The organism is Planktothrix sp. PLAVEN19ND (genome assembly GCF_057220675.1).
The window spans coordinates 4,503,953-4,518,702 of the sequence record NZ_CM170132.1 but is presented as its reverse complement, the minus strand read 5'-3'; the positions used below and the strand labels follow the sequence as shown (position 1 = coordinate 4,518,702).

13 protein-coding genes are annotated in these 14,750 nt (G+C 39.0%); 6 read left to right on the top strand and 7 right to left on the bottom strand.

Annotated features, from left to right (window positions below):
• Window positions 1-48 precede the first annotated feature (48 nt).
• The 3 genes from AC2D3N_RS19265 to AC2D3N_RS19255 are packed head-to-tail and all read left to right on the top strand — an operon-like array spanning window position 49 to window position 3,106.
• Window positions 49-1,122: a glucose-1-phosphate thymidylyltransferase gene (locus AC2D3N_RS19265; protein WP_484691840.1), complete on the top strand. Its 1,074-nt coding sequence runs from the start codon at window positions 49-51 to the stop codon at window positions 1,120-1,122.
• Window positions 1,119-1,991: a glycosyltransferase family 2 protein gene (locus tag AC2D3N_RS19260; RefSeq protein ID WP_079676750.1), complete on the top strand. Its 873-nt coding sequence runs from the start codon at window positions 1,119-1,121 to the stop codon at window positions 1,989-1,991. The genes AC2D3N_RS19265 and AC2D3N_RS19260 overlap by 4 nt, the downstream gene beginning before the upstream one ends.
• Window positions 1,992-2,032: 41 nt before the next feature.
• On the top strand, window positions 2,033-3,106 hold the full coding sequence (locus tag AC2D3N_RS19255) for a glycosyltransferase family 4 protein (RefSeq protein WP_484691839.1): 1,074 nt from the start codon (window positions 2,033-2,035) through the stop codon (window positions 3,104-3,106).
• A gap of 175 nt (window positions 3,107-3,281) precedes the next feature.
• Here AC2D3N_RS19255 and AC2D3N_RS19250 read toward each other — a convergent pair whose 3' ends face one another.
• The gene (locus tag AC2D3N_RS19250; protein WP_484691838.1) at window positions 3,282-4,013 is read right to left on the bottom strand and encodes a calcium-binding protein; all 732 of its coding nucleotides are present in this window, start codon (window positions 4,011-4,013) and stop codon (window positions 3,282-3,284) included.
• Between the two features lie 35 nt (window positions 4,014-4,048).
• A complete protein-coding gene (locus tag AC2D3N_RS19245; protein WP_484691837.1) occupies window positions 4,049-5,908 on the bottom strand; it encodes a hypothetical protein in 1,860 nt (619 codons plus the stop codon).
• 320 nt (window positions 5,909-6,228) lie between these two features.
• Here AC2D3N_RS19245 and AC2D3N_RS19240 point away from each other — a divergent pair, with 320 nt between their 5' ends.
• Complete coding sequence (locus tag AC2D3N_RS19240) at window positions 6,229-6,726, top strand: DNA-binding response regulator (RefSeq protein ID WP_484691836.1); 498 nt, start codon at window positions 6,229-6,231, stop codon at window positions 6,724-6,726.
• Between the two features lie 69 nt (window positions 6,727-6,795).
• On the opposite strand, the gene trpD is transcribed toward AC2D3N_RS19240, so the two are convergent.
• From trpD to AC2D3N_RS19225, 3 genes are all read right to left on the bottom strand, one after another.
• Window positions 6,796-7,875 carry an anthranilate phosphoribosyltransferase gene (gene trpD, locus AC2D3N_RS19235; RefSeq protein WP_484691835.1) on the bottom strand — a complete coding sequence of 360 codons (1,080 nt, stop codon included), beginning with the start codon at window positions 7,873-7,875 and terminating at the stop codon, window positions 6,796-6,798.
• Between the two features lie 92 nt (window positions 7,876-7,967).
• Complete coding sequence (locus AC2D3N_RS19230) at window positions 7,968-9,140, bottom strand: RNA-guided endonuclease InsQ/TnpB family protein (RefSeq protein WP_484691834.1); 1,173 nt, start codon at window positions 9,138-9,140, stop codon at window positions 7,968-7,970.
• Window positions 9,141-9,398: 258 nt separating this feature from the next.
• Window positions 9,399-9,941: a L,D-transpeptidase gene (locus AC2D3N_RS19225; protein ID WP_234996779.1), complete on the bottom strand. Its 543-nt coding sequence runs from the start codon at window positions 9,939-9,941 to the stop codon at window positions 9,399-9,401.
• Between the two features lie 237 nt (window positions 9,942-10,178).
• Here AC2D3N_RS19225 and AC2D3N_RS19220 point away from each other — a divergent pair, with 237 nt between their 5' ends.
• Together AC2D3N_RS19220 and AC2D3N_RS19215 are read left to right on the top strand one after the other, a co-directional pair.
• Window positions 10,179-11,027, top strand: a complete 849-nt coding sequence (locus tag AC2D3N_RS19220; protein ID WP_079680528.1) for a hypothetical protein — start codon at window positions 10,179-10,181, stop codon at window positions 11,025-11,027.
• Between the two features lie 256 nt (window positions 11,028-11,283).
• Window positions 11,284-12,438, top strand: coding sequence for a GspE/PulE/PilB domain-containing protein (locus AC2D3N_RS19215; protein ID WP_079680529.1), 1,155 nt, complete (start codon window positions 11,284-11,286; stop codon window positions 12,436-12,438).
• A gap of 60 nt (window positions 12,439-12,498) precedes the next feature.
• Here the strand turns inward: AC2D3N_RS19215 and AC2D3N_RS19210 are convergent, their stop codons facing one another.
• Together AC2D3N_RS19210 and aroF are read right to left on the bottom strand one after the other, a co-directional pair.
• Window positions 12,499-13,452, bottom strand: coding sequence for a hypothetical protein (locus tag AC2D3N_RS19210; protein ID WP_079680530.1), 954 nt, complete (start codon window positions 13,450-13,452; stop codon window positions 12,499-12,501).
• Window positions 13,453-13,577: 125 nt separating this feature from the next.
• Window positions 13,578-14,639, bottom strand: a complete 1,062-nt coding sequence (aroF, locus tag AC2D3N_RS19205; protein ID WP_079680531.1) for a 3-deoxy-7-phosphoheptulonate synthase — start codon at window positions 14,637-14,639, stop codon at window positions 13,578-13,580.
• Between the last annotated feature and the right edge of the window lie 111 nt (window positions 14,640-14,750).

Sequence of the window (14,750 nt, the reverse complement as noted above, 5' to 3'; positions counted from 1 at the left end):
ACGGCGCGTCTCTCTTGCCTATCAACTATTAACCCTTAACTATTAATTATGAAAGCATTGATTCTTTCCGGTGGAAAAGGAACAAGGTTACGCCCTTTGACCTATACGGGTGCAAAACAACTCGTTCCCGTCGCCAATAAACCGATTTTATGGTATGGAATTGAAGGAATTGTGGCGGCTGGAATTACAGAAATTGGGATTATTATTAGTCCAGAAACTGGAGAAGAAGTTAAAAGTTTAACGGGGAATGGCGATCGCTTTGGTGCAAAAATCACCTATATTTTACAAGAACAACCCGCCGGACTTGCCCATGCGGTGAAAGTGGCTCAACCCTTTTTAGGCGACTCTCCTTTTATTATGTATTTGGGCGATAACTTAATTGAAAGTCAACTGAGTCAATTTTCTGAACGATTTAAACAGCAACAATTAGATGCGTTGATTTTACTCAGAACAGTGAGTAATCCCAGTGCTTTTGGGGTAGCCGTTGTTGATGATCAAGGACGAGTTTTAAAGTTAATTGAAAAGCCCAAAGTTCCCCCCTCAAATTTGGCTTTAGTGGGGGTTTATTTCTTTGATAAAACCATTCATGAGGCGATCGCTAAAATCCAACCTTCCGCTAGGGGAGAACTAGAAATTACCGATGCTATTCAACAACTGATTGATGATCATAAAAGTGTTGAGGCTTGTACCTTAGAAGGGTGGTGGTTAGATACAGGAAAAAAAGATGATTTACTCAGTGCCAATCAAATTATTTTAGATTCTTGTATGACCTATAATGTTGAAGGAGAAGTAGACGAAAATAGCCAAATTTTAGGACGGGTTAAAATTGGTAAAGGCACAAAATTAGTGAACTGTAGTGTGCGCGGGCCAGTGATTATTGGGGAAAATTGCCATTTAGAAAATTGTTTTGTTGGCCCCTATAGTAGTATTGACAATAAAGTCACTTTAATTGATGCAGAAATCGAGCATAGTGTACTCTTGAGTGAAGCCAAAATTATTGGAATTAATCAACGTATTGTGGATACGGTTATTGGTCGTCGAGCCAGTTTAAGTACCGCTCCTCAACGACCTAAAGCCCTACGGTTTATGATTGGAGATGATAGTCAAATTGAATTAGCGTGATTTACTGGATAACGGTTAATTATTACTCCACCGAATTGATTCAAAGGTTAATCGATTCCATTGTAGAGACGTGCCACGGCGCGTCTCCACAGGGGATAAATTATCAAATAATTATCATTAATAATTCTCCCGATGATCTCTCTATTCATCGGTTAAAATCTCCGTCTATTTCAGTATTTGACGCACCCGAAAATATTGGATTTGGTCGAGCTTGTAATATAGGCTTAACTTGGGTTTATCAACAAGATTCTCAAGCTATTGTGTGGTTAATTAATCCTGATGCTTATTTATCTGAAAATTACCTATCTCCAGCAATTAATTTCTTTAAATCTTACCCAGAATTATCTATTTTAGGAACAGTTATTTATAATAATAAAGGAGAATTAGAGTTTACAGAAGGGCAATTTCACCGAAAAACAGGGATAATTAGGATCGGTAATCAATTATCAGAAATCTTGCAAAATCAACCTTATCAGTTAACAGAATGGGTATCGGGATGCAGTCTATTAATTAATTTGAAAAAATTTAGAGAATGTCCTCAATTTGATCCAAACTATTTTCTCTATTATGAAGATTTTGATTTCTGTTTAAGATATCTAAATCAAGGATATCAAATTGGGATTACTTCACAAATGCAAGTATTTCATGAAACTTCATCCATTACCCAGAGAAACCCTAACCTTAAACTTCAATACAGTATTTACAGTTACCTCCTCAGTCTTCATAAACATACCTCTAAAGCTGTTTCGCTCTACTGGTTATTTAGAATTAGTTTTATCGGTTTAATTACAATCTTAATTACTCCTCAAAAATCTTGGTATAAACTCAAAGGAGTTGTAAACTTTATTGTTAAAATATATCAGAAATAAGCTATTATAGATTTAGTAATATTTTCAATTATAGATTTTTTATGAGTAAATCACTCTTGATTAATTTATCCTTTTTAATTCCTAAACCTACGGGAATATCTATTTATGCCAGTCATATTTTACCCGCTTTAAAACCTTTGGAACCCACCTTATTAACTGCTAAAAAAAACCTCGATTATTCCTGTTATTCTGTTCCTAATAATATGACCCCCGACCAAGGAACAAAGGGACATATTAGGCGGTTGCTTTGGACACAATTTAAACTCCCTAAAATTTATCAGGAATTAAAGGGAAATTTGATATTTTCTCCCCTTCCAGAAGCTCCTTTATATTCAGGATGTCGGTCGATTGTCATGGCCCATGATTTAATTCCGTTACGGTTTCCGAGGCGAGGTTCTCGGTTAACTGCTTATTTTAAATATTATATTCCCCTAGTATTATCCCAAGCTGAACATATTGTCTGTAATTCTATCTCAACGGCGCAAGATTTAGTTCAATTTTTTAACATTCCAGAACATAAAATCACACCCATTCCCCTCGCCTACAACCCGCAGAGATTTCAATTTTTAGATTTGCCAACTCGCAATTATTTCCTATATATTGGTCGTCATGATGCGTATAAAAATCTATCTCGATTAATTAGGGCTTTTTCTAACTTTAAAAATTTATCCGAATACGAATTATGGTTCGCCGGCCCAACGGATGAAACCTATACCCCTGAACTTAAAAGGCAAGTTCAAGAGTTAGAATTAACTCAACAAATCAAGTTTTTAAATTATGTTCCGACCGATGAATTAACTACAATAATTAATCGAGCCATTGCTGTCGTTTTTCCCAGTCTTTGGGAGGGGTTTGGTTTCCCTGTTTTAGAAGCGATGGCTTGCGGAACTCCTGTAATTACCTCTAACCTATCTTCCTTACCTGAAGTGGGGGGAAAGGCGGCATTATATGTTAATCCTTATCAAGTAGAAGAAATTACAGAAGCCATGGAAACTCTAGCTAATAGTGCGGAAATGCGATCGCATTTAAGAGAATTAGGATTAGCACAAGTTCAACAATTTAGTTGGGAAAAAACCGGACAAGAAACAGCAAAAATCATCCAAAATCATCTATAAATTATCCCGTTGTTGCGCTTCAGCGCATCTTATTTTGCAAGCTCCGCCTGCTCTTAACCGGAGGCAGAACCTAGAATCTTGATGAATAATAAGCGGTTAATGAAAAGGTTATAAACCACTGGGGATTAAGCCCTGAAGGGCTTACTACGTTCCCAGGTACAACCAGAGAAAAAGATTATAAACTGTTGCTAGAAACAGGAATAGTAGGAATACCAGGAATACCAGGAATACCAGGGATATCAGGAATTACATTTGTAGTTGTTCCCCCAAAACTAGCTGTCGTCAAATTACTAACAGAAATATTATTAATTTGGGCTAATTGTTCTCCTGTACTTTTAACGGTAACTAGGGTATTTCCTGACAAGGGTTGCAACAGAATATCATTAAATGTTACACCATCAGGCAGTTTAATAATATCAATGTTATTTTCAAAATCAGTAATTACATCTAAACCTCCACCTGTAACTAAAACAAAGGTATCTTTTCCCGTTCCTCCCGTCAATGTATCATTATCTTTGTCTCCTGAAAGAATATCATCCCCGGCATCTCCAAACAATTGATCACTATTTTTACCGCCATATAAACTATCGTTACCGTCTCCTCCTCTAACAATATCTTGATCTAAATCTCCGGCTAAGAAATCATTCCCACTTTCTCCATCGAGAATATCATCTTGTTTTCCGCCTCTAAGGGTATCAATTCCTCCATTTCCAATTAAGGAATCTAAACCCGTATTTCCATTAATAAATTCACTATTTTCTGAACCGATAACGGTATCATTACCATCCAGGGCTAATAAACCACCAGGGTAATTACTAAGTTGTCCAGAAGATAAAATAATTGATTCTGCGGTATTATCTCCAACTAAGAAGGATATACCGTTTTGAGTGCTAGGTTGTAGTGCCATTTTTAGTCCTTTTTTTTGATTAATTTCAGCGTATTTTAACCACTAATTACACCAATTGCTTGCGGAATAATTCTTGGTTGCCATAGGACGCCAGCGTTTTTAGGGTGGGAAAATGAAAATTTAGTATCACTGGACGTGACCAATGGGTCATCCTTAGCTATCATTTGTGTAGATCCACTACCATCAAGCTGCATTACAGCATTAGCTCCAAAATCTGTTAGTATTTTAGCTGCGCCGTTTGGAGTATTCTCTTTAGAAGTTAAAATCAAAACTGTTTCATTAATTTTATCAGAGTTATTATCTTTAACAGCCACATAAGTTCTACCCACATTCTCATCTACTTGATCTCCAGTTTTTTCTGGCAGACCAACTATAACCTGTGAAGCAGATGAATTTTTGACATCATCAATCTTATCATCAAAATTATTAATTGATGCCTCATTATTCCATATTTCAAGTTTCAGTTTTGTTCCCTTATTATTATTTGTAAATCCATCGTATGTTTCGTTATCTGCTTTGAGGGGATAAGACAAAGTAGTGAAGACACTGAGCAATAATGAATCAAAGAATGCACCATTAGATACGGAAAAAGCATTTGGGTCAACCTTTAATTTATTCCAGAAATCATTAATATTTTCCTTTTTGAATTTAGGGCCTGATCCACCATAGACACCGTTGCTTTTATTATTATCCTTTTCACCAGTTAGCAACTTTATAGAAGCACCTTGACTTAAATCTACGACTTGCACATAGTCATTCTTGTTAGAACTTTCGTATAGATTAACACCCGTAGCACTTTTTATAGAAGTAAATCCATTTGGTATAGAAGTAATTCCATTTGCGACAGAATCTTTCTCCCAAGAAATATCAACACTAGCATTACCTGTTATATCATAAGACCAAAAATTAACTCGATAAGTACCAGTTTGATCAGGGGTAAAGTTATACTCTTTGGCTTGCGGGTTATTATCGTCATACTTTTGCCATGCGTATTTGTTTTGTGCTGTGTCATAAGGTGTAATAAAACCTTTTATTGTCACCTTTTGATCTTTAGGTTGAGCGGTTACGATAATTCCGTCATCTGCATTAACTGTAAATTTATAAGTCTTTCCAGCTTCAAAATCAGCGTATGCAGCACCCTGCACAGCAAAATAGTCTGAGTTATTACTATTGGAAATGTTACTCGCGTTAAAAGGAGATCCAAGACCCCAATTAATATAAATACCGTCCTTACCATCGGGTCGATTCCCCTTTTGGATCGTGTTACCATTTGGTTGATACCAAAAATCAGATTCCTTTTTCCTCCAGTCATCATAACGCCAAACGTTCCAGTCGGATTGCAGATTCATTTCAATAACAACATTTTCTCCATCCAGTATCACAACAGCCGCATCATCATCACTCTTTAACGTTTGAATTTGTTCAGGACTTAATCCTTTACCTTGAACAATATTGCCAAAAATTTCGCCTTCATCCCCAAGAGAATCGCTAGAATTAAGTCGAGGATCAAGAGAATGTCCAATTTCTTCCAAGACTACGCTAACAGCCTGATTAACGTTGCTACCCGTCAAAATGTCTTCAGCCAGGTAAATTTGATTTGTGGCATCGGCAAACGCGCCAGAAGCCCCTTTAATATCGGCTGAAGTGACAATTTTAATTGGTGCAAGGGTGCTAAAATTTCCTGTAAGCCATTCTGTGGCTAAGGTTTGTGCCTTTTGAATATCCCAAGTCTCGCCAAAAGGTAGCTTCAGTTGCTCAACGAAAGTGGGATCACTAGCAAATAGTTGCAGTTGCTGATAAACTTTGGGCATCACCTGTTCTGCTAGGAAAGTGTTAGTCTCCGCTAAAGAGGTGATAGCGTTGGCTGATTGAGGGCTAGGATTAACTTCAAACATAGTAGATTCTCTGGTTAAGTAAAAACTAATTAAACTTTCAGTCTTGAAATGTTCTATTTATGCTATTGATGGCTAGTGGCGACTTTTGCGCCAAACCTCAGTATGGGTTACAAAAGTTTACGTTCTGATTGGATCAACTCATATTTTTTCAGGCTAAAAACTGCCTATTCATAGGGAATTGGCTTTTGTTTTTAGGGTTTTCTCGAAAATCAATGTTTTAGCGGGTTAGTTTTAGAATATACCAGCCTAAACTATTACACAACTAACAAAAGCTAGTATTTTACGCTATGCTTACGTTAGTCAAATTACCTAGAACTACTATGAATACTAAAGATGAGATGTTTACTGAGGCTAGTAACATTTGGGATTTACAAAAACTGTATCAAGACCTAGAAGCGGTAAAACGGCTATTGTCCCCTCGTTCTCGACAGGGGTTAACTGAAACGGAAAAGCTTTATCTGAGGGGACTATTGTGTGGTTATAGTCCGGCGGAAATTGCCAAAAAACTATTTCAAAGTCCTAAAAGTGTGGAGGTTTACCTCTGTAAAACGTTATATCCTTATTTAAAAAATCTTTTAGATGTTCCCTCAGAAGTGGGAAACTGGCGTAATATTTGCAATTGGTTAAACGATGCAGGTTATAAAAATTTGTCTTCTGGAGAAAATTTATTCAATAATTCATTACCTCAAGAAGCTCTAATTAAGATAATAGGTATTAATTTACATAAAGAAAATACTATTTCAATTGATATTAACCTTCAACTCCATTTCCCATCAGCTTTAAACCGTGAAGAATCTAAAAATAATATTGATGAATAATAAGCGGTTAATGAGGAGGTAATATGAAATCCTTAAATATCGGCTACAATTATTGGGTGCGATCGCCAATTAATTCTGAAGAAATTTAACCAATTCTTCCAGTTTTGACCAAGCCGCACCACTTTGTAAAATCTCTTGAACTAAACGAATTCCTTGCTCATGGTCGGCCATCGGTACAACACCCGCAACTTGTAAGGCTAAAGACCCATTCAGGGCTACCACATCTTTTTGCGCCTGTGTGCCTTTTCCCTGTAATAAATTTCTCAGAATCTCCGAATTTTCCTGCACCTCTCCTCCTTTGAGAGCCGTTAGGGGGGCGGGAGTTAATCCCAAATTCTGGGGGTTGAGGGTGGCTGATTTAACCTCTCCTTGGGATAAAATTGCTAAGTCGGTGATATCCCCTAATCCAGCTTCGTCCAATCGTTCCCGTCCATGTAAAACGATCGCAACTTCTGTCCCGAGTTGGTTTAAGGCTTGGGCAATGATGGGCAGCATTTTAGGATCAAAAACCCCAATGATTTGTCCGGTGGGATATAGGGGATTAACCAGGGGCCCTAATAAATTAAATACGGTTCGGACTTTCAGAGTTTGACGTAGGGGGGCCACGGTTTTGAGGGCGGGATGCCAACCCGGGGCGAATAAAAAGGTGATTCCGACAGTTGATAACGCCTGTTTCACTTTTTCGGTCGGTGCTTTCAGGTTCACGCCCAAGGCTTCTAATACATCCGCAGAGCCAACTTTACTCGATGCGGAACGGTTTCCATGTTTCGCTACCTGAACCCCCGCCGCCGCAGCTACAAAGGCAACGGTGGTGGAAATATTGAAGGTGGAAGCTCCATCGCCTCCGGTGCCGCAGGTATCAATCACACGGTAGTTAGAAATGATGCCGGAATTGTTTTTTGTGGGGGTATCCGAGGAACCAAAGGACTGCAAAACCGAGGCCATTCCGGTTAATTCTGTGGCGGAGACGCCTTTGGCTTGTATCGCCGCCAAAATCGCCCCGGAAAGAACGGGGGGAACTGTTTCTAGGAGCCATCCCTGCATTAATTGTGAGGCTTGGGTTAGGTCAAGGGATTGGCCGTCTAACAGTTGTTGTAATAATTGCGGCCAAAGATTGGGATTAGTTTGGGATGGATCAGGATTTGTCATGAAAAGTGGAGTTTACATTAACCACTGTTCAGTTTACCGTATTGTGGGAATTGTTGACATCCACCCCGCCGTAAAACGGGCGGGGATTCCATCTATTTAAGTAGGTCAAATATTGACAACTGCTTAAATGCTGGAAGGGTTGACGCTTCGCCGAGATGTGCTTTCTTTGCAGAAAGTCTGACCTTCTCTCCACGTCCGTTTAGAGTCTCCGAAAGCCCTCCGGCGACTAAAATATTAATTGCGGCATTCACATCTCTATCGTGAAAAGTACCACAATTTAAACAAATCCACTCTCTAACATTTAGCTCTTTTTTGCCACCTTTAAAACCACAGCAAGAGCAAGTTTGAGAAGTTGGAGTCCATCTATCAATAATCCGAAAATCACGCCCGTACATGACTGATTTAGCTTCTAACATAGTTCTGAAATACTGCCAACCTAAGTCACTAATAGCACGGGCTAGTTTGCGATTTTTCATCATTCCTGATACATTCAAATCTTCTAAGACTATTGTTTGATTTTCACGAATAATCTTAATTGATAACTTATGTAAAAAATCATTTCGGGTATCAGAAATCTTGGCGTGAAGTTTAGCTAGTTTTTTTCTAGTAACTTCCCTTCTTTTGCTGCCATTCTGTTTCCTTGACAAATTTTGCTGTAATTTCCTTAAACGCTTTAATTGTTTTTTTAAAGGTTTGGAGGATTTAATTTTTTCACCGTTACTTAATGTAGCAAAATCGGTTATACCTAAATCAATTCCAACACTTTGTTCATTTTTAGGTAATTGTTGAGGATTAAACTCAACTACAAAACTAACAAAGTATCGATTAGCACTATCTTTAATCAAGGTAGCACTAGAAGGAACTGCGGGTAATTCTCGACTCCAAATTACTCTAATATCACCTATTTTAGCTAGGTGAATGTAATCTGAATTAGGATAGAGTTTAAACCCGTTATCCATAAATCTAGCTGATTGCTTGGATTTACGTTTCTTGAATTTAGGAGGTTTAACTTTCTTGCCTTTTCTTTGCCCTTTACAGGATTTGAAAAAGTTTGAATAAGCCTGCTCTAAATCTCTCAAAGACTGCTGCAAGGGAACCGAGGAAACTTCTGTTAACCATTGCTTTTCCTCGGTTTTCTTGAGTTCTGTAAGTCTCTTAGAAAGTTCATTACTGGAAGGTTTTTTATTACCAGCACGATGTTGTTCTTGACAGTAAGCTAAGGCATCGTTAAAAACCACACGACAACAACCAAACAATTGGGACATTAGCCTCTTTTGTTGGTCAGTTGGGTAGATTCTATACCGATACCTTAACTTCATTCTTTGCGCTTAAAATCTTCTTCTTCAGTATACACTACAATTGAATAAAAAGCCTAAGTGGAACTTAGGGATTTTAAACCCATTTTTCTGATAATAAGAGGGAACACGGATTAGGCAGATTACACAGATGGCGCGGATTAGGTTGTTTGCTATGGTGACAAATATTAAAATCCGTGAAATCAGCGTAATCCATCTAATCCGCGTTTAAGGTTCAACGATTACGAGGGTTCCGATTTTTACCCTCTGAAATAGAGCCAAAACATCTTGATTAAACATCCGAATACAACCGTGGGACGCGGCTTGTCCAACGGTTTCAGTATTAGGAGTTCCATGGAAGCCAATATAGTTTTTTCCATCTGTCCAAAACCCAATCCAACGCTCTCCTAAAGGATTATCTGGCCCTGGAGGAATAATTTCTCCGGTAAAGGGATGTTCCCAAGTGGGCTGGGAAATCATTTCAATCACTTGATATTCACCGACAGGAGTTTCCCAACCTTCTCGACCAACGGCGATGGGATAGCTGGTTTGGAGTTGTTGATTTTGATAGAGATAAACGCGACGTTGATTTAATTTAATCACCACTCTCAAATTATTTTCAATGGAGTCATTAAGTTGATTATTGGGTTGGGGGAATAAATTAGAAGTCGCAAATTTGGGAGTATTAGGGGTTAATAATTTGATCGGGGATGGAGCCAGGGGAATGGGGTTTTGGGGCTGAACAGATAGGGCCGGGGTCTGTTTTGTCACTCCCCCGACCAGTACAGTTGTCCCGAAAATAACTGCTGTCAAATGTTTTAGAAAACTTTTTCCTCTAACCATGTCACTGTTATTGTTTCTTTTGACGGGTTGATTCACTATTATTGTTTCCCATGTTTTTCTCGTCTTCCTCCCCAAAGTCTAATATTTATAGAATTTTGGGGATTTTGAGAATTGTGGTTTAAGATAATGGGAAAATCGGCTTATTTGTCACATCATCTTACAACTATGTCTAAAAATCAAACCCTTGGCTCCCTTAGCATAGTGGGTGTCATTAGTGCCGGGTTACGCATTTATCGAGATCATTTTAAATCCTATTTTAATATTGCCCTGCAAGCCTATTGCTGGTCAATTGTTCCCATTTATGGCTGGGCTAAATGTTTAGCCCTTTCTGCACTAATTAGCCGTTTAGCCTATTATGAAACCTTAGAACAACCCGAAGTAATTTCAGAAGCTCGTTCCCGCGTCGAGCCAAGAATGTGGAGTTTTCTAGGACAAGGACTTCTGGTCGCCTTAATTTTAATGGGTGGAATTTTGGGATTAGTTTTAGTCTGGGTAATTTCCTTTGGTCTCGTGTTGGCTATTTCAGGAGAAGATAACGCGATTATATACTTAATAGGTTTTGCGTTTTTTATTGCTATTGTATTTGCGTATATTGGGCTGGTTTCTCGACTTTTTATTGCGTCTTTACCCCTAGCCGTTGAAGATAATATGACCGCAACAGCAGCAATTATTCTTAGTTGGAACTTAACCAAAGGATCGGTATTTCGGATTCAAGGTATTCTGTTTCTGGGATTTTTGATTATCCTTCCTTTTTCGATTTTACTTCTATTTATTGTGGTCTTTTTGCAATTGTATTTAGCATTTATAGTTAGCACGGATTCCTCCACTTATCATCTGGTTGTAAATTTATTTTCCGTAGCGATCAATATTATTATCGGGGCCTTATTTCTTCCTTTTTGGCAATCAATTGCTGGGGTTATTTATTATGATCTTAAAGTCAGACAGGAAGGAATCAGCTTGAAAACCAACCCGATGGATAGCATTCCCTATTATGAGTACGAGGATGACCTGTAGGACTTCCAGTTGCGATCGCTAATCTCCGCCTCCGTGATTTGGGCAATTTCCACTTGCATTTTATAGATGATTTCCGCAAAAACTGTTAAACTAAACTTATATCGATAACCGTTACTAATACCCTTGTCTTCATTCCTCAACGGTTGCAGATATGGAATTGCCGTCGGGGTGCCTTTTTGATATGCAGCTAATTCATACTGAACTTAGCTCTAAACCCAAGAATATTGGACTAAGACACTAAATTAAATTATAAAAAATGTTAGCTAAATCTGAAGCAACTGGGACAGTTCCACTGGAAGCGCAGCAAATTTTTGCCTTAATTGACAGTATTTTACCGCTAGAAGTTTGCTTGCATTACCAAATTTTACCTTTATGTCTCAAAGAGAATCATTTATATTTAGGTGTTGTTGATTCAGAAGATCAATCAGCCTTAGAATATGTGCAGAAGATCGTATCCTACATGAATTGCTCCATCATAAGTCAGGTGATTTCTTCGGAGGAGCAACGTTCTATTTTATCAGCCTATCTCTATCATACCCAACAGGTTAAAGCTGATGAATCTTTGAAAATAGATATTGAAACAATCACCCAATTGTCTGAACAGAAAAACTCATCACAAACTCCTGTTTCCAGTTCTGATGTTTCGACTTCTGTTCCCTCTCCAAAAGTTGTGGAAATAGAGCCAGTTATTTCTTTAGCACCAGTCAATTCAAATTTATCAACTTCAAAAATCGAAAATTTTTTACCTGAATCTATACAACCAACATCCCCAAGTTCTTCGGAAGCACTATCGGTTTTAGAGGTAAAGACGACTTATTTAGAAAGTCCGGTAGAAGTTTTATCAATGTTATCTCCCCATGAATTATTACAAGAACTTTTAGGACGAGTTTTAATGGGGGGTATTGGACGGCTTTATTTTGAACGTCAAGAGGCTAATTTAGGTCGAATTTTGTGGAGTCAGGATGGCGTTTTACAATCCGTTGTTACCGGGTTAGATGATCAGCAATTTAAGGGGGTTATTAATGAATTGAAACTGTTAGTAGAACTACCATTAATTCCCGTAGATAAACCGCGACAAGTTGAAAGGGAATGGCTTTATCAAAATACTCATCTTTTAATGCGTTTAAGAGTTAATCCAGCACCCTTGGGAGAAGAAGCTAACCTACAGGTTTTACGCGGGGCTGCTTTAAAGTTTTATCAAAAACAACAGTTATCTAAGTTAAGTTTAGATGCTCTAAGACTGACGCAGCAACTTCAAAATAAACTCAGTGAACTGAACAATCGTCTAGCAATAACGCCACTATCTTCTGAGAATTTGTTATTACTGAATCAACTATTAAAAACTATGGTTCAAGAATCTGATGCTTTAATTGAAAAAAGTCAGGAACAGGGAATAGGGAATAGGGAATAGGGAATAGGGAATAGGGAATATTGTGACTATTATTGCCACAATACTCCTTTTTGGGTAAAATTATTTAAAAATCAAACCCAGTAAACCTTTCGTGTAGATATAACTAAAACCAACTTGAATCCCAAAATCCGTTTCTTCTCGAATATATCCGACACTGGCACGTCCAGTAATTAAAAAACTATAGGAAACGGGAATATCAATTCCCACGGTCGCTGAAGGGCCGAAACTAAGGTCACTATTAAATAAATCTTTGTAGATAATTCCGGCTCCTACAAAGGGTGAAAAACGCACAGCATTTGTTTCACTTCTGATCGGAAAATCAGCCGTTAAATGAACTAGACTCGCACTATCACTGCCAATCAAAATTCCACTGGAATGTAAGGAAAGATTTTCAGAAAACCCGGTTTTTGAGAGGCTCATTAAACCCCCTCCTCCTAAACCTGATCCATCTCCGGTAATCCCAATATTACCTCCAATTCCAATATAATTATAGTTATTACTTAAACGACGACCATTAGCATCGGCGGCTTTACGCGGATCTTCGGGTTTTTCTTCTGAGTTTTGTTGTTGAGCAACAGGTAAAGATTGATCTGGATTTTGAGCAATATTCCACTCCACTCGATCCATCCAACTATTACTTAAATCGGCTGCTTTGGTTGAAGAAAAATTATTTTTAACTTCCGATAAAGTCTGGGGTTGCTGTTGAATACTTTCGATTGAGGGATGAAGTTCTGAAGGTTGAATAGATACCTGCTCTGGGTCAAAATCCGATGTTTTTAAGGTGGTTTGAGCAGCTATTTCTAGGGAAGGATTAAGCTCTGAAGTTTGAGCAAAAACCTGCTCTGGGTTAAAATCCGGTGTTTCTGAGAAGGTTTGAGAGGCAATTTCTACTGAAGATGCAACAACCTTTTCTAAGGAGGATTCCGAGGAAAGTTCTTGAGCTAGAAGTTCACCCCCATTCAGGGTTAATGCGATCGCAGTCCCTAAAAAAACAGTTTTGTACAGATCAGACATTTGCCAGTTCACTCCTCAAGAAATAATTTTTGCCGAGATTTTAACACAATCATAATGGATAGATGCCAAAAACAAAGGCGTTTGTAGCAAACGCCTTGATCAAGTTTCAAATTTTTGAGACTAATTTAACCGACGACGGCCAGTTCTTTCGGCCAACGACCCACGGCTTTACCGATGACAGACAGTTCCTGCATTAAGCGGTCAAACCGTTCTGGAGTCAGGGATTGGGGGCCATCGGAGAGGGCCTTAGCCGGGTTGGGGTGGACTTCAATCATCAGGGAATCTGTCCCAGCGGCAATCGCAGCCATGGCCATGGAGGGAACATATTCCGCCACACCGACACCGTGACTGGGATCGATCATAATCGGCAGGTGGGTGAGCGATCGCAATACAGGTAAAACGGATAAATCCAAGGTATTACGGGCATACTGACGATCAAAGGTGCGAATTCCCCGTTCACACAAAATCACGTTGGGGTTACCACCCGCTAGGATATATTCCGCCGCCATTAACCATTCTTCGATGGTGGCAGCCATGCCCCGTTTGAGTAATACGGGTTTATTTTGCGCTCCCACTTTTTTCAATAGGGAAAAGTTCTGCATATTGCGAGCGCCAATTTGAATAATATCGGCGACTTCCCCTAATTTGTCCAGGTCTTCGGCATCCATTAACTCGGTAATAATCCCCAGTCCCGTTGCATCCCGGGCCGCTGCTAATAGCCCCAAGGCACTTTCCCCATGTCCTTGAAAGGCGTAGGGAGATGTCCGAGGTTTGAAGGCTCCACCCCGCAGGAATTGAGCCCCGGCGGCTTTGACTCGTTTTGCCGTTTCGACAATCATCTCCTCGTTTTCCACCGAGCAAGGCCCAGCCACAACGACTAGGGGATGATGTTCGCTAAAGGTAACATTTCCGGCGGGAGTGGGGACAGTGACTTCACTGGCTTCTCCATGACGGTAGGCGCGACTTACCCGTTTATAGGGTTTTTCCACCCGCATGACGTCCTCAATAAAGGGACTCATTTCCCGCAGTTGTAAAGGGTCGAGATCGGCAGTTTCACCGACTAACCCCATCACAACCTTGTGTTTACCGACAATTTTCTCCGGTGATAAACCCCAACTGGTTTTGAGATCTTCACTTAAACGTTCAATTTCGGCTTCTGGTGTGCCGACTTTCATTACTATAATCATTTATCCTGTTTTGATCGATCGATCAAATTTAAAAAGCTGAAATTGTCTAAGAAAATACAGCCCGAGTTAAAGCTAATTTAGCGTATAACAATTCAGTTTTGGACACAAACT